Raw genomic sequence first — 19,769 nt, forward strand, 5'->3', positions numbered from 1 at the left:
CACGAGGATGAGGTTTATTTGGTTTCGAGGGCGTCCACTTCCTGGCGGAGAAGGGCAATGAAGTCGCCGTACTCGCCCTCATACTTCGTGTACACGGACTCGGTCGCCTTCTGGAACGGCTCGCGGTCGATGTCCATGAACTTGGCGCCTTCCTCGGTCATCGTGGCGCGCAGCTGGACGTTGTCCATCAGGCTGCGGCCCCGCTGGAACCAGCCGGCCTGATCCACGGAATCCTGCACGCACGTGCGCTCTTCCTCGGACAGACCGTTCCACCAGCCCAGACTGGCGAGCACCGGGGTGGTCTCGTACAGGTGGCCGGTCATGGTGATGTAGGGCGTGATCTCGTGCAGCCGCGCCGTGTAGATGTTGGTCAGCGGGTTTTCCTGGCCCTCGAACGCGCCGGAGCGCAGAGCGGTCGGCAGTTCGCTCCAGGCCAGCGGCGCGGGATTGGCGCCCATGGCCTCGAACACGGCGATGGTGACCGGACCGGGCGGCGTGCGGATCTTCATGCCCTCAATGTCGGCCGGGGTCGGCACGAACTTGCTGACATGGGTGACGTGACGGATACCGTTGTCCCAGAAGCCGACGATCTTCATGCCGCGTTCCTGGGTGATCCGGTCGAGTTCTTCACCGACCTTGCCGTCGAGCACGCGCCAGACGGTCGGCAGGTCCTTGAACAGGAACGGCAGGCCCAGCATGCCGAACTCCGGCACGACCTGCGACATGGCGCCCTGGGAGTTGGCGGTCATCTGAATGACGCCGGCGGTGACCGAGGTCAGCATCTCCGCGTCGTCGCCCATGGTCGCCGACGGCGCCACGTTGACGGTCATATCCCCGTGCGAGCAACCGGGCACCAGTTCCGCGAAGAGGTTGGCGGCATCGAAGCGCGGATTTCCCGCGTTGGCGCCGTGGGCGAAGATGATTTCCTCGGCCTGCGCACTGGCGGACAGGCCGATCACGGCCACGGCAGCCGTGGCGAGGGTGGTGGACAGAATACGCATGGGGTTCCTCCTGTGAAACTCGATCTTTAACGCGTGGCGGTGGGTAACCTGGACACACGGAACGCGACTCTTTGGTCGCTTGTGGGGACCGTGCGCGGCGGCTGAGGAGCCGCCATGTTGGGCGCACGGTCGAAAACCAGAGACTCGGAGTGTGAGTGGGGATGGTGACCCGGAGGTCAGTGTATGAGGGAGCCTCCGTTCACGTCCACCTCTGTGCCGGTGCAGTAGGCGGAGAGGTCGGACGCCAGGAACAGGCAACAGCCGGCGACATCGCTGGCGGCGCCCGCCCGGCCCATCGGAATCCCGGACAGGACGGTGGCCATCATCGCGTCGGTCAATTGACCGCCCGTGATGTCGGTATCGATGAAGCCCGGACAGACGGCGTTGGAGCGCACGTTGTCCGGCGCCAGTTCGCGCGCCATGGCCTTGGTGAGGCCGAGAACGCCCGCCTTGGCGGCCGAGTAGTGCGGCCCGCCGAAGATGCCGCCGCCGCGCTGGGCCGACACCGACGACAGGTTGATGATCGACCCGGCCTTGTTCTGACGCATGTGGGGAATAACGGCCTGGCTCATGTACAGGGTGCCGCGCAGGCTGACGTCCGTGACCGCCTCATAGTTATGCGGCTCGATGTCCATGATCTTGAGCGGCTGGGTGATGCCCGCATTGTTGACCAAAATGTCGATGCGGCTCCAGCGGGCCAGCACGGCCTCTACGGCCGCGGCGCAGGCCGCCTTGTCGGTCACGTTACAGGCAAGGCCGATGTGGTCCGGCCCCAGGTCGGCCGCAGCCGCCTCGGCGGCCGCCGCGTCCAGATCCAGAATCGCGATCTTGGCACCGTGCTCCGCGAACAGGCGGGCCGTCGCCTTGCCCAAACCGCGCGCCGATGCGGCACCGGTAATGATGGCGGTACGGCCATCCAGAAGACCCATGGAATTGTCCTCCGATAATCAAGTGAAGGGAATACGCCCGCGAGGCGGCGTTACAGCCAGCCTTTGATCTGCGTCACGATCGCCTCGACGGACAGGCCGTAGCGGTCGTGCAGCGTGGGCAGGGCGCCCGCATCCAGGAACGCATCCGGCAAGCCGATGCGACGGAACCCGGCGGGCACGACACCGCGTTCCAGCGCCGCGCCCGCCACGGCCTCGCCCAGTCCGCCGACAATGCTGTGATTCTCGGCCGTGACCACCAGACGCCCGGGACGGGCCAGGGCGGCAGTGATGGTCTCGGTATCGAGTGGCTTGATCGTGGGCACATGCAGAACGCCGGCGTCGGCGATGCCCTCGGCCTTCATCCGCTCGGCGGCGGCCAGCACGCGCATGGTCATCAGCCCGGACGACACGAACAGGATGTCGGCCCCATCGCGCAGCAGCGCAGCCTTGCCCAGTTCGAACCGATAGTCATAGCGGTGCAGCACGCGCGGCACATTCCCGCGCAGCAACCGCATGTAGACCGGCCCCTTGTGATCGGCGATCGCCGGCACGGCCTGCTCGATGTCCACCGCGTCGCACGGGTCCACGATGGTCAGGTTCGGCATGGCCCGGAAGATGGCCAGATCGTCCGTCGCCTGATGGCTCGGCCCGTAGCCGGTCGTCAGGCCCGGCAGGGCGCAGACGATCTTGACGTTCAGGGACTCCTCGGCGATGCCCAGGCAGATGAAGTCATAGGCCCGGCGCGAGGCGAACACGGCATAGGTGGTGGCGAACGGCTGGAAGCCCTCGCGCGCAAGCCCGGCCGCCGCGCCCATGAGCACCTGCTCCGCCATGCCCATCTGATAGAACCGGTCCGGCATGGCCTGCGCCAGGATGTGCAGGTCGGTGTACTTGCTCAGGTCGGCGCTGAGGCCGACGATCTCGGGTCGCTGCTGCGCCAGGGCGACCAGCGCATGGCCGAATGGGGCCGGCGTGGTTTCCTGCCCATCCTCGGCGATCGACGCGATCATGGCCGAGGTGGTCAGGCGTTTCTTTTGCGGCGCGCTCATTGGGGCCTCCCGGCGTCCAGTGCCTCCAAAGCCATATCCCATTCCTCGGGGGCGACGCGGACGAAGTGCGTGACCTCGCGCGTCTCCAGGAACGGGACTCCCTTGCACATCCGCGTATCGCAAATGATGACCCGGGGCTGATCGCCGGTATGGTTCCGGGCGGCATCGAACGCCGCCACCACCGCGGGAATGTCGTTGCCGTCGACGCGCTGCGCGTACCAGCCGAAGGCCGCCCATTTGTCCTGCACCGGTTCGGCGCTGAGCATCCGGGTCGACGGACCGTCGGCCTGCTGGTTGTTGAAGTCGACGATGGCGATGAGATTGTCGAGACGGTGGTGCGCGGCCTCCATCGCCGCTTCCCACGTCGAGCCCTCGCCCAGTTCGCCATCCGACAGCAGGTTGAAGACGCGGGCGTCGGACTGCTTGCGCTTCAGTCCGAGGGCCATGCCGACGCCGATGCCGAGGCCGTGGCCGAGCGAGCCGCCGGTGATTTCCATGCCCGGGGTGTACGCCGCCATACCCGACATAGGAAGTCGGCTACCGTCGCTGCCGTAGGTCTCCAGCTCATCCTCGGGCAGGATCCCGGCTTCGATCAACGCCGCGTACAGGGCAATGGCATAGTGGCCGATGGACAGCAGAAACCGGTCCCGGCCCTCCCATTGGGGATCGACCGGCTGATATCGCAGGGCATGAAAGTAAGACACGGCCAAGACGTCCGCGACGCCTAGGGCCTGGCCGATATACCCCTGACCTTGAACGGCGGCCATTCTGAGGGCATTCCGCCGAATATTGTACGCGCGTTTGGCCAAGGCAACATTGGACAAACGGGCGTCGTCAGTTCCATCCGACACGTTTCCACCCTATGGTTTTGCTTGCCGACTCGCGCACTTTTGCGGCCAGCGTCTTTTGTTCTGTTCGGAGGAAATGAGAAACCCATTGTCGCCGTGTGACAAGCCGAATCTCTTGATGTGTCGTTAAGCTGCGCTAAACGATCGTCGCGACCAAGCCCGACACACGGGGGCCCTTTTTCAGCCCCAAAACCGGTGGCATCATAGGAAACGTGGGGGGCTCGGCCGAGCACGGCGCGGGGACCACCACCGCCCCACCACCTCCGGAGGCGAGGCCATGACGTTCCAAGCCGACGACGACATCTATCCCGGGACCAGCGTCGTATACATTGAGGCCACATGGGGCCGCACAACCTATACCGGCTCCGGCGTTCTGGTTGGGCGCAACGACGTGCTCACCGCGTCGCACGTTTTGTACAGCCTTTCGGACGGAGGGACTCCCGATTCGGTTCGCGTCTATCCGTCCTTTAACCCGAATGACGGCAACAACGTCTATTTCGACAATCTTTCCTTCCAGTACTTTCCGCAGTTCGATCCTGACGGGGACGGTTTACTGCCGCCGGGCGATTTCAACGCCGCGACGTTCGCCGGGTCGGAATACGACATGGCGCTGATCTCGCTGGCCGACCCGATCGGCGATCAATACGGCTGGATGGGCGTGGACACCGATTTCGCGGGCGGAGCGGTCGGCGTTCTGGGGCACCCGGGCGTGTACGGGTCTCGGATGATGTACGACGACGGCACCGTGACGCGCAGTCCCGTGGACGGCGTTTTCTACGTTCAAGAGGACCTGGAGCTGAACCCGGGGAACTCGGGTGGGCCGATCTACTACGACTATGGCGACGGGCCGTACGTCATCGGCGTCGTCTCCACCGGGATCGCCGCCACGTCGGTGGGCGCGCACGCCTACTGGCTGCTCGACGCGATGGCGGCGAACGACCGCGATATCATCGGCGGTGGTGCGAACACGGCGCCCGTGGCCAACGACGACAGCCTCGCCACCGTCTGGCAGTCCGTGGTCGCGGTGGACGTCCTCGCCAACGACCAGGACGCCAATGGCGACACCCTGACCGTCAGCGCCATCAGCCAACCAAGCAGCGGCGGCGCGGTCCGGATCGGCGCCGATGGGGGCGTGTACCTATCCCTGACCGAGGGTTTCAGCGGCGCGCTGTCGTTCGACTACACGGTCTCGGATGGGCGCGGCGGCACGGATCAGGCCACCGTCGCCGTGACGGTCAGTCCCAACGACGCCCCGGCGGGCACGACCGAAATTTTCCGGTTCTTCAACGCGACGTCCGGCGGCCATTTCTTCACCGCGAACGCCGCCGAGCGGGACACCGTCATCGACAATCTGGCCACGTACCACTATGAGCGCGTCGGCTTCAGCGCCCACGACGCCAGCGAGGCCGGCCGCAACGGGCTCGATCCGATCTATCGGTTCTACAACCCCGCCAGCCAGGGCCATTTCTTCACCGCGGATGCCGGGGAACGGGATTATGTCCTCTCGTCCCTGCCATCGTACCGCTACGAAGAGGTCGGCTTCGCGGCCGACGCCGACGGATCGGAGGGCGGCGATCCCATCTACCGCTTCCACAACACCGCCAACGGCGGCCACTTCTTCACCGCCAGCGCGGACGAACGGGATGTGGTGATCGCCACCCTGGATCAGTACGAGTACGAAGGCATCGGGTTCTGGGCGGCATAGCCCGTCCGCGTCCCCGATAAAAAAGTCCCGCGCGGCGATCCGCGCAAAAAAACCTTGGCGCGGCACGCCTACCCTGGCATCGGAACAAACATAGAACGGGGACACCTGTGTCCAGAGCCGATCGGGATCGATTTGAGACACAAGGTGGTTCAAATCGATGCCGTGAATCGGCTCTGAATCAAAGAGTTCGGGCGGATTCACGCCTGGCATTTGGCCCGTCCTAAGCCCCGCCGGCCCACCGCCAGCGGGTTTTTTTCGTGCCTCCGTCCGCCGTTTTCCGTCGGTGCCCATTGCCGCATCCAAGGAAGGAGCCTGCCCATGGGAGGTTTGTTCTCGCCGCCCTCGATCCCGACGCCGCCGCCCCCTCCCCCACCACCGCCTCCGCCGCCACCGCCCCCGCCGGAGCCCGAACCCGAGCCGGTCCCGGACCCGCCGCCCCCTCCACCGCCACCAGAGCCGGACCCCACCGACACGGAGGATCCCCCCACCGCCGCCGGCGAAGCCGACCGCCAGCGCCGCGAGCGGGAGGCCCGATCCGCGCGCGGCTGGCGCTCCACGGTCAACACGTCCTACCGGGGCGTGCTGGCCCCGGCGTCCTTTACCGGCGGCTCCGGTCTGAAGACCCTGTTGGGAGACTGACAGCATGTCCCATCCCGCCCCCGCCGGCCTCCCGGCCGGTCCTCCCTCCGGACCCGACACCGCGCCGGACGACGCCCCGGTAACGGAACTGCTGCGCCGCTACCGCCGCGCCCGGACCCGCCGCCGATCCTGGGAGGGCGCGTGGCACGACTGCTACGATTACGCGCTGCCCAGCCGGGAGTCCGCCCTGGGCGGGTCCACCCCCGGCGCGGCGCGCGGGGACCGGCTGTTCGACGGCACCGCCCCGGACGCCGTGGACCAGCTCGCCGCCAGCATGCTGGCGCAACTCACGCCGCCGTGGTCGCGCTGGTTCGACCTCACGGCGGGCGCCGACCTGACGGAGGACGAGCGCGCCCGCATGGCACCGACGCTGGAGCACGCCGCCGAGGTGCTGCGGGGGCAGTTCGCCGCCTCCAACTTCGCGGTCGAGATCCATCAGGCGTATCTGGACCTCGTGACGCTGGGCACCGCCTGCCTTGCGTTCGAGGAAGCCCCACCCGGCGAGCCCAGCGCCTTCCGGTTCGCGGCCGTGTCCATGGGCGACGTGGCCCTGGACGAGGGGCCGACCGGCCGCCTGGACACCGTATTCCGCCGCATCCGGCTGCCCCTGACGGCGGTGCGGGCGCGGTGGCCGGGTGCCGTTCTGCCCCCGGAGCTGGAAAACCGGGCGGCGCGGGAACCGGACCTCGACGTGGCCGTGCTGGAATGCGTCGTGCCGGACGCGCGCGGCTATGGCTACACCGCGCTGCTGGCCGGCGCCGGGGACGCCTTGGGGACGTTGGCCGATGTGGGGGTCGACATCGGGGACGCGATCGCGGCGCCGCCCGTCGTGTTGGCCACGGGCCATTTCGCCGTCTCCCCGTTCCTGTGTTTCCGCTGGCTGAAGGCCCCGGGGGAAGTCTATGGCCGCTCCCCAGTCATGAAGGCGCTGCCGGACATCAAGACGGCCAACAAGGTGGTGGAACTGGTGTTGAAAAACGCCTCCATCGCCGTCACCGGCATCTGGCAGGCCGACGACGACGGCGTGCTGAACCCGGCGACGGTGCGGCTGGTGCCCGGCACCATCATCCCAAAAGCCGTGGGCTCGGCCGGATTGACGCCGCTGCGGGCGGCCGGGGACTTCGACGTCTCGCAGCTGGTGCTGGACGGCCTGCGCGCCCGCATCCGGCATGCCTTGCTGGCGGACAAGCTCGGCCAGCCCGACAGCCCCGGCATGACCGCGACGGAGGTCGTGCACCGCGCCGCGGACATGGCCCGGGTGCTCGGCGCCTCCTATGGGCGGCTGCAATCGGAGCTGCTGGCCCCCCTGATCCGGCGCGGGCTCGCGATCCTGCGGCGGCGGGGCGAGATCCCGCCGATCCGCCTCGACGGGCGGCTGGTGGACCTGACCCACGCCTCCCCGCTGGCGCAACAGCAGCGCATGGCCGACGCCCAGACCACCCTGACGTGGATCAACGCCGTGCAGGGGCTGGGTGAGGGCGGAGCCGGGGTCGTCGACACCGAGGGCGCCGCGCGCTGGCTGGCGCGGACGCTGGGGGTGCCGGACGCCGCCGTGCGCCCGGCCGCGCCCGACCCGCCGGCCTCAACCCCACCGGCTGCGCCACCGCCGACACCGTCCGCTGCTCCGCCGGATTGGACGGCGTTGGCGCAGCGGCTGGGCGCCGCGCTGGCGTCCCCGACGGGAGGGCCGCCGAATGTCGCCCGCTGACTCGTCCGCCGCTCAGACGTGGCCCTGGACAGAGACCACTCCGACCCCGGCGCCGACCTCGGAGGATCTTGCCGCCGAGGACCGCGCCGCCCTGGCCCGCGCCTGCGCGCGGCTGTTCGCGCACGACGACGGTCGCCGCCTGCGCGCGCATCTGCACGCCCTGACCCTCGCCCGTCACCTGGGACCGGACGCCTCCGACGCCGCCCTACGCCACCTGGAGGGCCAGCGCGCCCTGGTCGCGCACCTCGACCGGCTGATCGACGAAGGGCGCGGCAGCCCGGCCCTGTAACCGACCCCAGATCTTCAAGGAGTCACATCATGACCTTTCCGCTTCCGCCCGGCCCGGCCGGCGCGGCCCGCTCCCGCGCGCCCAATGCCCCGCATATGCCGGCGTCTCTGGCGCCCTTCCTGGATCCGCAGACCGGCCAAATCGACGTGGCCGCGCTGCTCGACGCCTACGAAGCGTTGGCGCGGAACGCCGAGACCCTGGTGCCCGTCCCGGGCCGCGACACCGACGACCAGACGCGCCTGCGCTTCCGCCGCGCCATCGGCGTGCCGGATACGCCGGACGGCTACACGATCACGGTGAACCACCCGCGCCTCGCCGTGTGCCCCGAGGTCAACCGGCGCCTGCACGATGCGGCCTTCACGCCGGCCCAGGCCCAGCTTGTCTACGATCTCGCCGTCGAGCGCGTCATGCCGGTGATCGAGGCCATGGGCCAGGACCAGCGCGCCGAAACTGACCTGGCCACCCTGGTGGAGCACTTCGGCGGCGAGGACCGCTGGGCGGAGATCAGCCGTCAGCTTTCGGCTTGGGGCAAGGCCCACCTGCCGCGCGACGTCTATATGGCCCTGGCCTCGACGCGGGAGGGCGTGCTCGCGCTGTCCCGCATGATGGCGGAGGGCGAACCGGGCCTCGTGCCCAGCGCGGGCGCCGGCGGGGCCGGCGGCGGCGGCACGGACGAAACCGACCTGAAGGCCCTGATGCGCGATCCCCGCTACTGGAAGCACCGCGACCCGACCGTGGTGCGCCGGGTCGCCGAAGGCTTCCGCCGCCTGTACCCGGGCGGCGCCTGAGCCGCCCCCCGCACGCCCGTTTCCTCCCCCTCCGGACAAGGACACCCGCCGATGTCGATCACCATCGACCAGTCGTTCATCAAGCATTTCCAGGCCGACGTGCACCTTGCCTTCCAGCAGATGGGTTCCAAACTGCGCAACACCGTGCGCGTGAAGGACAATGTGCAGGGCGCCACGACCGTGTTTCAGAAGGTCGGCAAGGGCACGGCGTCCACCAAGGCCCGCCACGGCATGGTGCCGGTCATGAACCTGGACCACACCCCGGTGGAATGCGACCTCCAGGACTTCTACGCCGGCGATTGGGTGGATCGCCTGGACGAGTTGAAGACCAACATCGACGAGCGCCAGGTGTTGGTGAACGCCGGTGCCTATGCGCTCGGCCGCAAGACCGACGAACTGATCCTGGCCCAGCTCGACACCTCCACCAATCACGCCCAGGACGGCACCACAGGCCTGACCCTGCGCAAGATCATGGAGGCGTTCGAGATGCTGGGCACCGCCGATGTGCCCGACGACGGTGAACGCTACGCCGTGGTCGGCTGGAAGCAGTGGTCGGAGCTGATGCAGATCGAAGAGTTCTCCAACGCCGACTACGTGGGCGCGGAGGACCTGCCGTGGCGCGGCACCCAGGCCAAGACGTGGCTGGGGACTCTGTGGATGCCCCATTCTGGGCTGTCCCTCGACGGCGGCGTGCGGCGCTGCTTCTGGTACCACAAGACCGCCATCGGCCACGCCATCGGCGCCGAGGTGCAGTCGGACATCACGTGGCACGGCGACCGGGCCGCACACTTCGTGAACAACGAACGGGCACCCCGCAAACGTTCTGGAAAACCGCGACCACGGAAAGGGATGTCAGGCACGTTATGGCCAGCCAAAAACAGTTTTTGGCCCAACCTCATCGAAAAATCCCTATCCAACATCTTGGGTGCTCGAAAAATCCAAGGCACTAGCCGCGCTGTCCAGATAATCCGGAGCGTGCTTGCCGTAGGTACGCTCTACCATGACCTCGGACATGCCGAGCATGCGCGCGACTTCTCGTGTCGGCGTGCCCGCCATGACCATCCACGTCGCCGCCGTGTGGCGGAAAACATGGGGCGTGATGCGAGCGACTCCCGCACGCACGCACGCGGCTTCCAGGCCGCGCCGGACGTCGTGAACCCGCGACCCGCCAAACTCAACCACCCACTGCGTTGTCGCGACGGCACGCGCCGCTTTCAGTTCACGTAGTAGGCTGTCGTGTATGGGAACGACGCCCCGACGCTTCCGCTCATTCCCTGGTCCGAAATCAATCCGTCTGCGCTCGAAATCAACGCCGTCCCACGTCAAGCCAAGGATAGCCTCGCGGCGATGCCCGGTCATGGCGGCGATAACGATAAACAGCCGGATGTGCGGCGCAATGGCGCCATCAACGAGGCGCCGAACCTCGTCCTTGGTGAGCCACCGCTCGCGCGGCGGGGATCGCCGAACAGGCATTTCAAACGTGAGTTTGGCGGACGGGGGCACCATCTTCTGCTTGATGGCCCAGTTCACGGACGCCCGCAGGAACAGCATATCGTTGTAGGCGGTGCTATGGCTCTTCCCAGCGGCCAGCCTCTGTTTTGCGAAGCGCGCGACAGCCTTTTGCGTGATGTGTTCCGGCTTCAGGTTCCCGAACTCACGCGCCAGCATACCGCATGTCGCCTTGATTGACCCATACGACGCCCGTTCCCGCCGGCTGTCGGAGTATGCGGCCAAGATCTGGCCCATCGTGGCAACGTCGGGCTGTGCCTCGGCCCCAGCCTTGAATTGATCTAGGAACCGGTCCGCTTCTGAGCGGTCCTTCGTGCCACTTGAAACCCGTCGCGTGCGACCGTCCTCGGTCCATGTGACGTAGTAGGTGCCGCGCTGATTTCGGATGAGCCTGTATTTTGGCTCCGTGAGGCGGGGGCGGCCCATTGTTCATAAAGCTCCTCAAACGTCGCCCGATCGATCCGATATGCCTTCAGGGGTGTACTTAGCACAGGGATCTCACCTCTGCGGATCATGTCGCGCACGGTCTTCGGATGGACCTTCAGGCGTTCCGCGACCTCTTTGACGTCCATGCACGGGGGCGTCATGACGGCCCACCGCTGTGCTCGAGGTCGTCCAGCAGCCGGCCGGCGGTGTGCTTGCCGACGCGGACCATGGGGCGCCCATTAACGATGTGGTCGGGTTGGAAGCAGTGGACAGACCCGTCGTGCGCCACGATGAAAGCTGGCGTCCGCTGCATGCGCCCCCGGCTGGTGTCGTAAGGCTCCCCATGCAGCGGCGGACGCCACTCCCCCCACTGCTTGAAGAAAAACGGCACACCCGCCGCCGCGCACTGATCGCGCAGCGAGCGCGGCCAATCCGGATGCATCGGCCGGGCATACGGGCCGGATTCCCCGCCGCAGATGACCCAATCAAGGTTCCCGAGCCACGGCGTCAGGCCCACCGGCCCCAACAAGGGCTCGACGGACAGGCCCCGCCGCGCGGCTGGCGTGTCGAGCAGGATCGGGATCCGCAGGTCCGCCATCTCGTGGTTCTCGACGCTGACCAGCAGGGTGACGTTGGGCAGCGGCCAATCCCTGGTGTCCGGCCAGGAGGGATCGTCCTGCGTCATGCCGATGTGCCAGAGAGGGGGCATGTGAACGCCGTTGCCCGCGTCACGACCGCGCGTCAGATAGTCCCGCGCGACCTTGGGCCGCTTGGTGACGACGATCCAATCCAGGTGCGGGGTGAGCGCCATCACGGCGAACACCTCGTCGCGCCATTCTGTCGGCACCTCCGTGTCGAACACGTCGGCCAGCGACGCACAGAACACGCGGTACCGTCGACCGTCCCGCGCAGCCCTGCGATCCCAGGCGAACGGCTGGCGCCATGTGGACTCGGCGGCCCGTCGGCGCGGCTGGCCGTGCCCCCAGGGCACACTCAGGCGGCGCCCGACGCCCTCGGCATAGCAGTGATCACAAGCCGGCGAGACCTTGGTGCAGCCGATCCACGGGTTCCAGGTGTGATCGGTCCACTCGATCTTGCTGTACTCGCCCATCACGCGGCCCTCCGCCGGTCTTGTTCGGCGTCCAACGCCTGCATGAGCGCGTCATAGGCGACCGGATCCGCCTGATCGAGGTCCGCCAAGTTGTCGGCGTTGTCGGACCGGAGCCGATCGAGGGCGTCCGCATTGGGGGCAGCAGCTGCCGCCGCTTTGAACCGGTCTGCCCAGTGCTCCAACCCTTTCGTGACCCCGATGGTCAGCGACGGACGCGCCCAGAAATCGGCCGGGTCGGCGGCGGAGCGGGGCTGCTGGGAGGGCTGGGTCTGCTGAGGGGCGGCCCCACCATTTGCCCAGCCGGCCAGCCGCTGGCCAAGCCCCTCGTCGATCTGCACTCCGGGTTCGATCAGGCGCTTCAGCTGGTCCGGCATCTTCTCCGCTTCGGCGCCAAGATGAGGGACGCCCCGGGCCCCGGGTGGCAGAACCAGCATGGTCGTCATTTCATACTCGAACCCGGTCGGCGCGATGGGCTGCCAGCCAATCGACACCGGCTCGTTCTTGCCCCGGTCATTCTTCTGCATCTTCATTTTCTCCTTCGCCCGGAAGCAGAAAATGACGTGTGCCCGCACTTGAAGCACATTGTTGACGAACCGGCTTTGTTCCTTCTTTGGTTCGATCCAGGCGGAGAACTTGCAGGCTTCCCGCTTCTGGTAGTTTTGCCCAGCCATGCGATCGAGCGCGGCTTCGTGCATCTCCAGGAGCCCACCGACACCCTCATGCAGGTGTGAGCAACTGTCGATGATGACACAGCCGGCGCCGGCCTCGACGGCGGCCTTGATGCCCTCGATGTACCGGGCCGGCGTGAACGGCGGCTCAAGCTGGGCGTATTGGTACCGGAACATGTCAGCGTAGTGCAGGCCGCGACCGTTCTCGGTGTCGAGAAACATGATCGGTTTTTCGCCAGCAATCCCCTGGGCGAGCCGTAGAGCAGAAAAGGTCTTGCCGGAGCCGGACGGCCCGGCGAGGCCGATCAAGAGCGGGGTCTGCTCTCGGACAGCGGGGCGGAAGTGGAATGTCATCGGGCCTCACTCCATGGGGTGGCGGCTTTCGCGTCACCGGCCTGGAAGCGATAGGCGACATCGAACTGGTCGCGAGTGGCCTCTGCGGGGTCGTCGCTCTCGTCGTATTGCTTGGCGACATAGCCGGGTGCCTCGACATGGCAGACGAGGCGCGGATAGCCCGGCCACCAGCCCCGCTTGAGGCACTGTTCCCATGCCTGGATCGCGCGCTCGGCGTCCTGGTCCGCGATGGCCTGCGCCTTCGGGTCCAGGGATACGACGGACACCGCGTGGGGCGGATCGCGCTCGACCACAATCCAGCGGAAGAGCACGGTGTCGGTGCCCAGCAGCGCGCGGGCGCCGCGCCGATACAGTCCCTCCTGGACCTGCATCCTGTCGCGCCACAGTGAGCGCGAGAACTCGGCAGGGGCCGCGGTCGTCTGGGTTTTGATGTCGTAGATGATCGGCATCCGGCCGGGCACGACCAGCCTGTCGGCGCGCATTCGACACCAAATCGGGGCATCGTCGGATCCGTCGCGCCAAAATCCGGACACCTCGCTCTGGCCCGTCACCGGGTCCAAGAAATTCGCGGCCTCGCTCTCGGCGATCTGACGGCGCACCCATTTGGCCATGGCCTGGGCCTGGTCCCACTCGGCGGCCAGTATCGGTGTCTTCCCAGCATCGCGCGCCGCGTCGCGGGCCTCTCTCGCGGCTTTCGTCGTGTAGCCGGACGCGTCGATCACCTCGACGTCGCTGCCCTCGCCCAGAATGAGCGCATGGACGACAGACCCAAGGTCCATGTTCCGGCTAGCGCGCTTCTCATCGGCGCCCCCAAGGCGCGGGTGGCCCCGCCACGCATGCCAGGGGCTTTTCCGCAGCAGCTCCTTCGCGGTGCCGCTGGAAAGAGACGGCGCATCGCACGGGTCGTCGTGGTACCGGTCCTCATCGAACCGATAAAACCCGGGCTCGCGGATCGGGCCGCCAGGGTCGGGACGGATGGTGAAGGTGTCAGCGGTCATCACAAGGGCCTCCGTTCAAACCGATCTGTCCGCCCGACATGCCAGCCGCCGCAGCACCGGCACCGGTAGGCGACCATGGGCAGCCGGGCCTTCTGAGCCGCACGCCATGCCGGCGCACCGCTCTCGTACCGAGGCTTGCCCGCGCACGCGGCCAACCCGTAGACGGGATCCCTGGCCCGGGCCCGCTTCGCCCTCGCGCTCATGCCGCACCGTCCGGGCCGGGAGACCGGCCGTAGCTGGAGAGGACGAGCCCGGCGGCATCCCGCACCCGGGCAAGCAGGCGACCGCGCATCGGGTGCGTCTGCGGCAGCCCGTTCGCGCATTCGCGGGCGGCCTTGGCGACCTCGTGCAGCGTCTCTCTATCGCCGAGGCTCATGGCCGCGTTGAGTTCGCACAGCCGCCGCAGAGGCAGGCGGGTGTGGTGGACGACGTGGGCCTCGATCATGCCGCCGCCTCCCGCCGCGCATCGGCGGCGTCCTCGATGCCGCCCGCATGGTCGCGCAGCAGTTCGGCCTGCAACGCCTCTTCGTCGGCCTCGATGCGGTTGGCGAACCACGCTTCGACGGCGTGCGGCAATCGCTTGCCGTCGCACTCGATCTCGATCCGCGAAACCTCGCAGGAGTCCGGCTCCGGCGGGTCGGTGCAGTCGCCCCGAAACCCGCGGCGGAACGTGTAGTAGACGTTTGCCGCAAGCTCGACACAGGCCGCGCCTTCGATGGTTATGAACTCCTGGTAGACGTGCATATCAGGCACCTCCGTTCGGCCGGCGCAGGTCGAGCGCGCCGGCCTCGATGAGGGTGGCGAGGGAAATCAGGGCATCGGCCGCGCGTTCGCGATCCAGGGCGTCACCATGGACGCGCAGGTTTTCCGCACGCGCGCGGAGGACGCCCGGGCGCAGGCAGTCGGTGCAGGGGCGAGTGGCGCGCTGTTCCAGTTCGGCCCGAACCGCGTCAAAAGCCCCGGCGTCGTGGAGGATGGCGAGGACAGCGGTCATGGCTCATCCCTCCAGCACGGCGTAGCCGAGGATCGCCCAGAGGATCAGGACGACGAACAGACCGGCGAGGACGAGGCCTTCGCGAAGCGCCGTCCAGACGGCCATGGCGTCCTCCCGAACGTACCGGGTGGCGCACGGGCCATCGGCCACGACAAGCTGGCCGGCGCGGTTGCGGCGGATCGTCAGGGCGTTGGGTAACGGAGTTGCCATCGCCGCGCCCTCCCCTACGCCGCCGCCAGCGGTTCGGCCGGCGTGGCCGCCGTGGTGCTCAGGGTGGCGTCGATCACGGCGCGAATGGCGCGCTGCTGGTGCTCCCGCAGCCGCCCCCAATCCGCCAGCAGGGCCATGGCCTCGGTCGAGATCGGCGAGGCGTTGGCCTCGACCGGCTGAGGGAGACCCGCCCGACCGACCTCGGTATCGCGGGCGGACAGGGCGTCCTCGCCCATGGCCTCGAAGAAGAACCCGATCGGGACGTTCAAGACGCGCGCGACGTCAAACAGCCGGCTGGCACTGATGCGGTTGGTCCCGCGCTCGTACTTCTGGACCTGCTGGAAGCTGACGCCGAGGGCGCGGGACATGGTGTCCTGGCTCATGCCCAGCATGGCGCGGCGCAGGCGGACGCGCTCCCCGACGTGCTTGTCAATCGGGTCCGGTCCATCGACGGACGCAATGCGGCGGACTGGGGTGGTGGTGTCGGTGGGGGTCGGGTTCATTGGGGCTCTCCCATCAAGGGCGCCGGGGCCGCAACGTGCCGTGGCGCGGGTGATGGAGTGAGCTTCTGCGCATTTATGCGCACCGTCAAGCGCAAAAATGCGCACGCATGCGCACGGACGAAGCATGCGCACGGACGAAGCATGCGCACGGACGAAGGAGAAACTAGCGCCCCGGGGCAGACCGAGGCCTTCGTTGACGGCGGTAAGGATGATCCTTACCTTTGGGCGGACAGAAGGAGCTTTGCGATGATCACCAGCAAGCTGACCAGCAAGGCGCAGACGACCATTCCCCAGCCCGTGCGGGAGGCGTTGCGCCTGCGCCCGGGTGACGAGGTCGTCTATGAGATTGAAGCGACGGGGCGCGTCGTAATCCAGCGCGCGCAACCACGCGACGACGATCCGTTTGCGACCTTCACCGAATGGAATGGTGATGAAGACCGGAGGGCCTATGCCGGCCTTTGAACCCTGGGACGTTGTGAAGGTGCCCTATCCGTACACCAATCGGCCCGCCACGGAACATCGCCCGGCCCTGGTGGTGGCGCGTATCGCTGAGGGACCGGGGTTGTTGTGGGTTCTGATGATCACCAGCGCCGCAAATCGCGCCTGGCCGTGTGACGTGCCCATCAGCGATCTGGGGGCAGCCGGGTTGCCGGTGCCATCGGTGGTGCGCACCGCCAAAATCGCGACCATCGACACCGCACTGGCGACACGACTTGGCGCGCTGCCCCTCGCGGATCGTCAAACTGTCGGGGATATGCTCACGGGACGGCTGCCCGTCACGGACAGGTGAGAAGACCGCTGCGAATGGCCTCCTCCAACAGATCTTCGCGCGTAAACGAGACAGCACCGGGCATGAATTCGGCCGGCAGCCCTATTGCGGCCTATGCCGCCATCGATACTCGCCCACAACGATCCCGATAACTTCGATATCGCCATTTCCGGCTTGGGGCTGCTCGTGGTCCCAGCCTTCACATCGGATAGGGGCCTGATGGGCGGGGTTTGAGCTCCGGGGGACCAGCCAGAATGCACCGTCAGGTGCCCGCTGCAGCTCCTTCACTGTGTATTCGCACTCTGCGCTATCTCGACTGCGGCGTTGAACAATTACGTGCTCGCCATGGCGGATATCGTCCCAAAACTCCATACGCCCCACACAGATTAGAACCGTGCCGGGCGGATAAACCAAATCCATAGAATCGCCGACAACCCGTAAGCCAAAATATTGAACGTCGGGTCCGCCGGGATGCGATATAGAGACAAACTCACGCTCTTCTAACGGAATTTCAAACTCCATCTTCCAAACCCCCGCCTGTACTTCGCCGATCACAGGTATCTCGAGCGAAGGCATCAGAAGCGGGGTCGCATTTCTTTCGCGGGACATGTCATCAAAATCCGAGTACGACAGCCCCGAAAGTCGCTCCAACGCAGCAATTACAGGCGCGCTTAAGCAGTTGCTGGCGGTGGGTTTGATGAAGCGGTTAAGCGTGGACGGCGCACGCCCGATCCTTCGGGCCATGTTGGTGGTATCCAACCCCGTCGCCTCTTGGGCGGCCTTTACAAAAGCAATCTGTCTTCGACGAATTTTCCCGGTTTCCATGTAGCCATGATGCGCGGTTTTGCGCATTTCGTCCGTAGGCAATAATGCGCTTGACGGTGCGCAAAGATGCGCATACCGTGATCGGGCCATGAGACATTCTGTCGTCGAAACCATCGTCGCCATAGAGCAGCGCCTCCGGGCAGCGGGAGTGCCGGTGGGAGAGTTTTGCCGTCAAGTCGGTGTCGATAGAGCCACTTGGCAGCGATGGAAGGCCGAGCAAACGAGTCCGCGTGTCGCGACCTGGAACGGTGTTCTGGACGCTGCGGACCGGATCGAACGGCCGCAAGAGGGTTGCGACCCCACCCCCAACGACGAGGCCGCGTGATGCCCGACCTTCTCGCCGCCCTCCTCCCCACCGTCGCCTGGATCGCAAAGCTTCTCCTGATCTGGCTCGTGGCCGGGTTGCTGGTCGGCCACGTCATCGGCCGCGTCATCCGGTTCGGGTCGGGCCGGGGCTGACGTCGCCACCGTCGCACGGACGCCACCAGCCAGATACGTCAATTGGAACGCCGAAAATGACCAAACGCAGAGCCCCCCTCAGCATCGAGGCGGCCGTTCAGACGATCTACGAAGCCATCGGCGTGGCCCATGCGGCTGAAGTGCTGGGCATGACGGAGCGGCGCGCTTGGGACTTCACGCTGTCCCAGGACGACGGAGGGCGCCCCATCCATGCCCGGGCCGCCCTGGCTCTGGACGTCGAGTATGTGGCCCTGACCGGAAAACCAGCCCCGATCTTGGCCGCGTGGACCGCACGGGTGGAGCGCGTGAGCCGTGACCGGCCGTGTGCCTGCGATCCGGGCGAGCGCGTCATCGTCCTGACGGCGGTCTTGGGGCAAGCGGCCGCGATGGTCGCGGAGGCTCAGGACCCCAACGGGCCGGGTGGGGCCGCCGTCGTCGCCTCCGAACTGCGGACGCTGAAAGAGGCGTTCGTGCGGATCCGGGCCGAACTGGATCAGGCCATCGACCAGATCGACGTGGCGCTGCTTGGCAACCGGATCGACGACGCCGCGTGGCGGGCGGTCGGCGGCGGGCGGCCGGCGGAACGCCCCGTGAGCCACGCCACCCGAACCACGAACCCGGTCAGCACCGAACGCTGACCGCCGAGACGCGCCTGGGGTTCCCGTCCGCCCCTCTCGCTCCAGGCGCCGCGCAGCCCGGCTGCCCCGTGTCCCGGCCGGGCTGCGCATCCCCCGCACGATAGGAGACCCGCCGTGCCCCAACACCGCATCACCGGAATCAAGCTCAAGGATGGCCTGCCGCGAATTTCGTGGGTCAACGACACCGCTCCGTCCGGCCCGGAGACCGTCACGCTCAAGGGCGAGATGGAATGCCTGCCGAGCCTTCAGGACGCCTGGGATGCCCTGGGCGACGTGATCGGCCGCCTCACCGGGATCGAGGACCCGGTTGTGCCCACGGGCTGCAAGCCTTCGATCGACCCCGACACGGATCTACTGAGCGTGAAGCTCAACGGGGCCATCGGCTGCGACTACGCCAACAGCCCGACCAACATCAGCGTTCCGTCGATCAAGCAGTGCAAGGACGACGCGGCGGGAACGCATATGCCCGACTGGGTGTACGAGCCGGTGTGCACCCTGATGGCCGAGGCCGAGCGCTACATCAACGGCGAGTGCGCCCAGGGCAGTTTGCCCCTCGGCGATGGCGCCCAGGATGGCGAAGCGGTCGGCACGATCGAGAGCGAGCCCGCCCCCTTGTTCGGGGATGGCGACGGCGAGGACCCGGAGGATGGCGACGGGGAGCCGGAACCCCGGACCGCCGAAGGTGAGGATTCCGAGGCTCCGGCCGAAACCGACCCGGTGGAACACCACGAGCACGAAGGCGAATGCCGCGTCGATCCCGAGGATCCGTCGCTCGAGAACGGTGGGCGCGCCTTCAACGCCGGGATGGACGCCGGGCGCAGCGGCGAGGCCGATGAAGTTCCTCCTGAGCAATTCCGCACCGGAGCGGTCTACGACCTGTGGCTCAAGGGCTACGAGGCCGGTCAGGCCGAGCGCGCGGACGTCGAAGGCCCGTCGGACGACGACGCCCCAACCGAGGCCGAGGATACCGACCCCGACGATACCGATGACGACATGGTCGAGGTGCCGGCGGCAGCGGCCTCGCGCGCTCCCAAAGGTCGCGGTCGCGGCGCCCACCTGCACGCGGTGGGGTGAGCACCATGACCGCGCTCGACACCCTCGCCCTTCGCCCGGCCCAGGTGGATTGCCTGCGGGCCTGCTCGCGTGCCGGCAGCCTGCGCCGCCTGTCCACGGGTGATTGGGCCGGCAACCGTCGTGAGCGCGCGTTCTCCGGCCTGACGGTTGGCGACCTGCGCGACCTCGGCCTGCTGGAGCGGCATCCGCCCCAGGACGGCTATCCGGCCACCTATCGCCTGACCCGGAAAGGGCATGAGGCGTTGGCCGCGCTGGCGGCCCAGGCGGAGGGGTGA

The 19,769-nt window shown here is 67.3% G+C and carries 26 protein-coding genes and 1 pseudogene; 12 read left to right on the forward strand and 15 right to left on the reverse strand.

Annotated elements, in window-relative coordinates; translation table 11 throughout:
• Positions 1-14: 14 nt before the first annotated feature.
• The 4 genes from GGD82_RS11970 to GGD82_RS11985 form a co-directional block, all read right to left on the reverse strand.
• Positions 15-1,001 (reverse strand): TRAP transporter substrate-binding protein, encoded by a 987-nt coding sequence (locus GGD82_RS11970; protein WP_150062518.1) that lies wholly within the window; start codon positions 999-1,001, stop codon positions 15-17.
• 176 nt (positions 1,002-1,177) lie between these two features.
• Positions 1,178-1,930 (reverse strand): SDR family NAD(P)-dependent oxidoreductase, encoded by a 753-nt coding sequence (locus GGD82_RS11975; RefSeq protein WP_150062517.1) that lies wholly within the window; start codon positions 1,928-1,930, stop codon positions 1,178-1,180.
• A 50-nt stretch (positions 1,931-1,980) separates the two neighbouring features.
• Positions 1,981-2,979 (reverse strand): transketolase family protein, encoded by a 999-nt coding sequence (locus GGD82_RS11980; RefSeq protein WP_150062516.1) that lies wholly within the window; start codon positions 2,977-2,979, stop codon positions 1,981-1,983.
• Positions 2,976-3,746 (reverse strand): transketolase, encoded by a 771-nt coding sequence (locus tag GGD82_RS11985; RefSeq protein WP_150062515.1) that lies wholly within the window; start codon positions 3,744-3,746, stop codon positions 2,976-2,978. The genes GGD82_RS11980 and GGD82_RS11985 overlap by 4 nt, the downstream gene beginning before the upstream one ends.
• A 358-nt stretch (positions 3,747-4,104) precedes the next feature.
• On the opposite strand from GGD82_RS11985, the gene GGD82_RS11990 reads away from it, so the two are divergent.
• From GGD82_RS11990 to GGD82_RS12015, 6 genes and pseudogenes are all read left to right on the forward strand, one after another.
• Positions 4,105-5,532, forward strand: coding sequence for an Ig-like domain-containing protein (locus GGD82_RS11990; RefSeq protein ID WP_150062514.1), 1,428 nt, complete (start codon positions 4,105-4,107; stop codon positions 5,530-5,532).
• A 318-nt stretch (positions 5,533-5,850) separates the two neighbouring features.
• The gene (locus tag GGD82_RS11995) at positions 5,851-6,171 is read left to right on the forward strand and encodes a hypothetical protein (RefSeq protein ID WP_150062513.1); all 321 of its coding nucleotides are present in this window, start codon (positions 5,851-5,853) and stop codon (positions 6,169-6,171) included.
• Positions 6,172-6,175: 4 nt separating this feature from the next.
• Positions 6,176-7,879, forward strand: a complete 1,704-nt coding sequence (locus GGD82_RS12000; RefSeq protein ID WP_150062512.1) for a portal protein — start codon at positions 6,176-6,178, stop codon at positions 7,877-7,879.
• Entirely contained in the window at positions 7,866-8,168 is a 303-nt protein-coding gene (locus tag GGD82_RS12005) for a Bbp19 family protein (RefSeq protein ID WP_211364772.1), read from the forward strand. The genes GGD82_RS12000 and GGD82_RS12005 overlap by 14 nt, the downstream gene beginning before the upstream one ends.
• A gap of 29 nt (positions 8,169-8,197) precedes the next feature.
• A complete protein-coding gene (locus tag GGD82_RS12010) occupies positions 8,198-8,956 on the forward strand; it encodes a capsid assembly protein (RefSeq protein ID WP_246163893.1) in 759 nt (252 codons plus the stop codon).
• Between the two features lie 51 nt (positions 8,957-9,007).
• Positions 9,008-9,757: pseudogene (locus tag GGD82_RS12015) on the forward strand (phage capsid protein); the annotation flags it as partial.
• A gap of 108 nt (positions 9,758-9,865) precedes the next feature.
• On the opposite strand, the gene GGD82_RS21585 reads toward GGD82_RS12015, so the two are convergent.
• The 10 genes from GGD82_RS21585 to GGD82_RS12065 form a co-directional block, all read right to left on the reverse strand.
• Entirely contained in the window at positions 9,866-10,702 is an 837-nt protein-coding gene (locus tag GGD82_RS21585; RefSeq protein ID WP_184013278.1) for a tyrosine-type recombinase/integrase, read from the reverse strand.
• Positions 10,703-10,746: 44 nt separating this feature from the next.
• Entirely contained in the window at positions 10,747-11,052 is a 306-nt protein-coding gene (locus tag GGD82_RS21590) for a helix-turn-helix domain-containing protein (protein ID WP_150062510.1), read from the reverse strand.
• Complete coding sequence (locus GGD82_RS12030) at positions 11,049-12,002, reverse strand: phage Gp37/Gp68 family protein (RefSeq protein WP_150062509.1); 954 nt, start codon at positions 12,000-12,002, stop codon at positions 11,049-11,051. Before GGD82_RS12030 ends, GGD82_RS21590 begins: the two co-directional genes overlap by 4 nt.
• On the reverse strand, positions 12,002-13,024 hold the full coding sequence (locus GGD82_RS12035) for an AAA family ATPase (RefSeq protein ID WP_150062508.1): 1,023 nt from the start codon (positions 13,022-13,024) through the stop codon (positions 12,002-12,004). The genes GGD82_RS12030 and GGD82_RS12035 overlap by 1 nt, the downstream gene beginning before the upstream one ends.
• Complete coding sequence (locus GGD82_RS12040; protein ID WP_150062507.1) at positions 13,021-14,022, reverse strand: PD-(D/E)XK nuclease-like domain-containing protein; 1,002 nt, start codon at positions 14,020-14,022, stop codon at positions 13,021-13,023. The genes GGD82_RS12035 and GGD82_RS12040 overlap by 4 nt, the downstream gene beginning before the upstream one ends.
• Before the next feature lie 199 nt (positions 14,023-14,221).
• On the reverse strand, positions 14,222-14,467 hold the full coding sequence (locus GGD82_RS12045) for a hypothetical protein (protein WP_150062506.1): 246 nt from the start codon (positions 14,465-14,467) through the stop codon (positions 14,222-14,224).
• On the reverse strand, positions 14,464-14,766 hold the full coding sequence (locus GGD82_RS12050) for a hypothetical protein (protein ID WP_150062505.1): 303 nt from the start codon (positions 14,764-14,766) through the stop codon (positions 14,464-14,466). Before GGD82_RS12050 ends, GGD82_RS12045 begins: the two co-directional genes overlap by 4 nt.
• A 1-nt stretch (position 14,767) precedes the next feature.
• Positions 14,768-15,016, reverse strand: coding sequence for a hypothetical protein (locus GGD82_RS12055; RefSeq protein ID WP_150062504.1), 249 nt, complete (start codon positions 15,014-15,016; stop codon positions 14,768-14,770).
• A 3-nt stretch (positions 15,017-15,019) separates the two neighbouring features.
• Positions 15,020-15,226 carry a hypothetical protein gene (locus tag GGD82_RS12060; RefSeq protein ID WP_150062503.1) on the reverse strand — a complete coding sequence of 69 codons (207 nt, stop codon included), beginning with the start codon at positions 15,224-15,226 and terminating at the stop codon, positions 15,020-15,022.
• A gap of 14 nt (positions 15,227-15,240) precedes the next feature.
• Entirely contained in the window at positions 15,241-15,729 is a 489-nt protein-coding gene (locus GGD82_RS12065; RefSeq protein WP_150062502.1) for a helix-turn-helix domain-containing protein, read from the reverse strand.
• 246 nt (positions 15,730-15,975) lie between these two features.
• On the opposite strand from GGD82_RS12065, the gene GGD82_RS12070 reads away from it, so the two are divergent.
• Positions 15,976-16,191 (forward strand): type II toxin-antitoxin system PrlF family antitoxin, encoded by a 216-nt coding sequence (locus GGD82_RS12070; protein ID WP_150062501.1) that lies wholly within the window; start codon positions 15,976-15,978, stop codon positions 16,189-16,191.
• Complete coding sequence (locus GGD82_RS12075) at positions 16,178-16,519, forward strand: type II toxin-antitoxin system PemK/MazF family toxin (protein WP_150062500.1); 342 nt, start codon at positions 16,178-16,180, stop codon at positions 16,517-16,519. The genes GGD82_RS12070 and GGD82_RS12075 overlap by 14 nt, the downstream gene beginning before the upstream one ends.
• An 81-nt stretch (positions 16,520-16,600) precedes the next feature.
• On the opposite strand, the gene GGD82_RS12080 is transcribed toward GGD82_RS12075, so the two are convergent.
• Positions 16,601-17,446: a LexA family protein gene (locus tag GGD82_RS12080; protein ID WP_150062499.1), complete on the reverse strand. Its 846-nt coding sequence runs from the start codon at positions 17,444-17,446 to the stop codon at positions 16,601-16,603.
• 201 nt (positions 17,447-17,647) lie between these two features.
• Between GGD82_RS12080 and GGD82_RS21125 the strand changes: the two genes are divergently transcribed.
• The 4 genes from GGD82_RS21125 to GGD82_RS12095 all read left to right on the forward strand — a co-directional run bounded on the left by GGD82_RS21125 (position 17,648) and on the right by GGD82_RS12095 (position 19,769).
• Entirely contained in the window at positions 17,648-17,782 is a 135-nt protein-coding gene (locus GGD82_RS21125) for a hypothetical protein (RefSeq protein ID WP_260178401.1), read from the forward strand.
• Positions 17,783-17,838: 56 nt separating this feature from the next.
• A complete protein-coding gene (locus GGD82_RS12085) occupies positions 17,839-18,420 on the forward strand; it encodes a hypothetical protein (RefSeq protein ID WP_150062498.1) in 582 nt (193 codons plus the stop codon).
• A 114-nt stretch (positions 18,421-18,534) separates the two neighbouring features.
• Entirely contained in the window at positions 18,535-19,494 is a 960-nt protein-coding gene (locus GGD82_RS12090) for a hypothetical protein (protein WP_150062497.1), read from the forward strand.
• A 5-nt stretch (positions 19,495-19,499) separates the two neighbouring features.
• Positions 19,500-19,769 (forward strand): hypothetical protein, encoded by a 270-nt coding sequence (locus GGD82_RS12095; protein ID WP_150062496.1) that lies wholly within the window; start codon positions 19,500-19,502, stop codon positions 19,767-19,769.

Source organism: Roseospira marina (genome assembly GCF_014197855.1).
In the GTDB taxonomy this organism is placed as follows: Bacteria; Pseudomonadota; Alphaproteobacteria; order Rhodospirillales; family Rhodospirillaceae; genus Rhodospira; species Rhodospira marina.

Excerpts from the sequence above, each read along its gene's own strand:
- GGD82_RS11970 (WP_150062518.1), bottom strand. The coding sequence starts at position 1,001 with ATGCGTATTCTGTCCACCACCCTCGCCACGGCTGCCGTGGCCGTGATC.
- GGD82_RS11975 (WP_150062517.1), bottom strand. The coding sequence starts at position 1,930 with ATGGGTCTTCTGGATGGCCGTACCGCCATCATTACCGGTGCCGCATCG.
- GGD82_RS11980 (WP_150062516.1), bottom strand. The coding sequence starts at position 2,979 with ATGAGCGCGCCGCAAAAGAAACGCCTGACCACCTCGGCCATGATCGCG.
- GGD82_RS11985 (WP_150062515.1), bottom strand. The coding sequence starts at position 3,746 with ATGGCCGCCGTTCAAGGTCAGGGGTATATCGGCCAGGCCCTAGGCGTC.
- GGD82_RS11990 (WP_150062514.1), top strand. The coding sequence starts at position 4,105 with ATGACGTTCCAAGCCGACGACGACATCTATCCCGGGACCAGCGTCGTA.
- GGD82_RS11995 (WP_150062513.1), top strand. The coding sequence starts at position 5,851 with ATGGGAGGTTTGTTCTCGCCGCCCTCGATCCCGACGCCGCCGCCCCCT.
- GGD82_RS12000 (WP_150062512.1), top strand. The coding sequence starts at position 6,176 with ATGTCCCATCCCGCCCCCGCCGGCCTCCCGGCCGGTCCTCCCTCCGGA.
- GGD82_RS12005 (WP_211364772.1), top strand. The coding sequence starts at position 7,866 with ATGTCGCCCGCTGACTCGTCCGCCGCTCAGACGTGGCCCTGGACAGAG.
- GGD82_RS12010 (WP_246163893.1), top strand. The coding sequence starts at position 8,198 with ATGACCTTTCCGCTTCCGCCCGGCCCGGCCGGCGCGGCCCGCTCCCGC.
- GGD82_RS21585 (WP_184013278.1), bottom strand. The coding sequence starts at position 10,702 with ATGGGCCAGATCTTGGCCGCATACTCCGACAGCCGGCGGGAACGGGCG.
- GGD82_RS21590 (WP_150062510.1), bottom strand. The coding sequence starts at position 11,052 with ATGACGCCCCCGTGCATGGACGTCAAAGAGGTCGCGGAACGCCTGAAG.
- GGD82_RS12030 (WP_150062509.1), bottom strand. The coding sequence starts at position 12,002 with ATGGGCGAGTACAGCAAGATCGAGTGGACCGATCACACCTGGAACCCG.
- GGD82_RS12035 (WP_150062508.1), bottom strand. The coding sequence starts at position 13,024 with ATGACATTCCACTTCCGCCCCGCTGTCCGAGAGCAGACCCCGCTCTTG.
- GGD82_RS12040 (WP_150062507.1), bottom strand. The coding sequence starts at position 14,022 with ATGACCGCTGACACCTTCACCATCCGTCCCGACCCTGGCGGCCCGATC.
- GGD82_RS12045 (WP_150062506.1), bottom strand. The coding sequence starts at position 14,467 with ATGATCGAGGCCCACGTCGTCCACCACACCCGCCTGCCTCTGCGGCGG.
- GGD82_RS12050 (WP_150062505.1), bottom strand. The coding sequence starts at position 14,766 with ATGCACGTCTACCAGGAGTTCATAACCATCGAAGGCGCGGCCTGTGTC.
- GGD82_RS12055 (WP_150062504.1), bottom strand. The coding sequence starts at position 15,016 with ATGACCGCTGTCCTCGCCATCCTCCACGACGCCGGGGCTTTTGACGCG.
- GGD82_RS12060 (WP_150062503.1), bottom strand. The coding sequence starts at position 15,226 with ATGGCAACTCCGTTACCCAACGCCCTGACGATCCGCCGCAACCGCGCC.
- GGD82_RS12065 (WP_150062502.1), bottom strand. The coding sequence starts at position 15,729 with ATGAACCCGACCCCCACCGACACCACCACCCCAGTCCGCCGCATTGCG.
- GGD82_RS12070 (WP_150062501.1), top strand. The coding sequence starts at position 15,976 with ATGATCACCAGCAAGCTGACCAGCAAGGCGCAGACGACCATTCCCCAG.
- GGD82_RS12075 (WP_150062500.1), top strand. The coding sequence starts at position 16,178 with ATGCCGGCCTTTGAACCCTGGGACGTTGTGAAGGTGCCCTATCCGTAC.
- GGD82_RS12080 (WP_150062499.1), bottom strand. The coding sequence starts at position 17,446 with ATGGCGACGATGGTTTCGACGACAGAATGTCTCATGGCCCGATCACGG.
- GGD82_RS21125 (WP_260178401.1), top strand. The coding sequence starts at position 17,648 with ATGCCCGACCTTCTCGCCGCCCTCCTCCCCACCGTCGCCTGGATCGCA.
- GGD82_RS12085 (WP_150062498.1), top strand. The coding sequence starts at position 17,839 with ATGACCAAACGCAGAGCCCCCCTCAGCATCGAGGCGGCCGTTCAGACG.
- GGD82_RS12095 (WP_150062496.1), top strand. The coding sequence starts at position 19,500 with ATGACCGCGCTCGACACCCTCGCCCTTCGCCCGGCCCAGGTGGATTGC.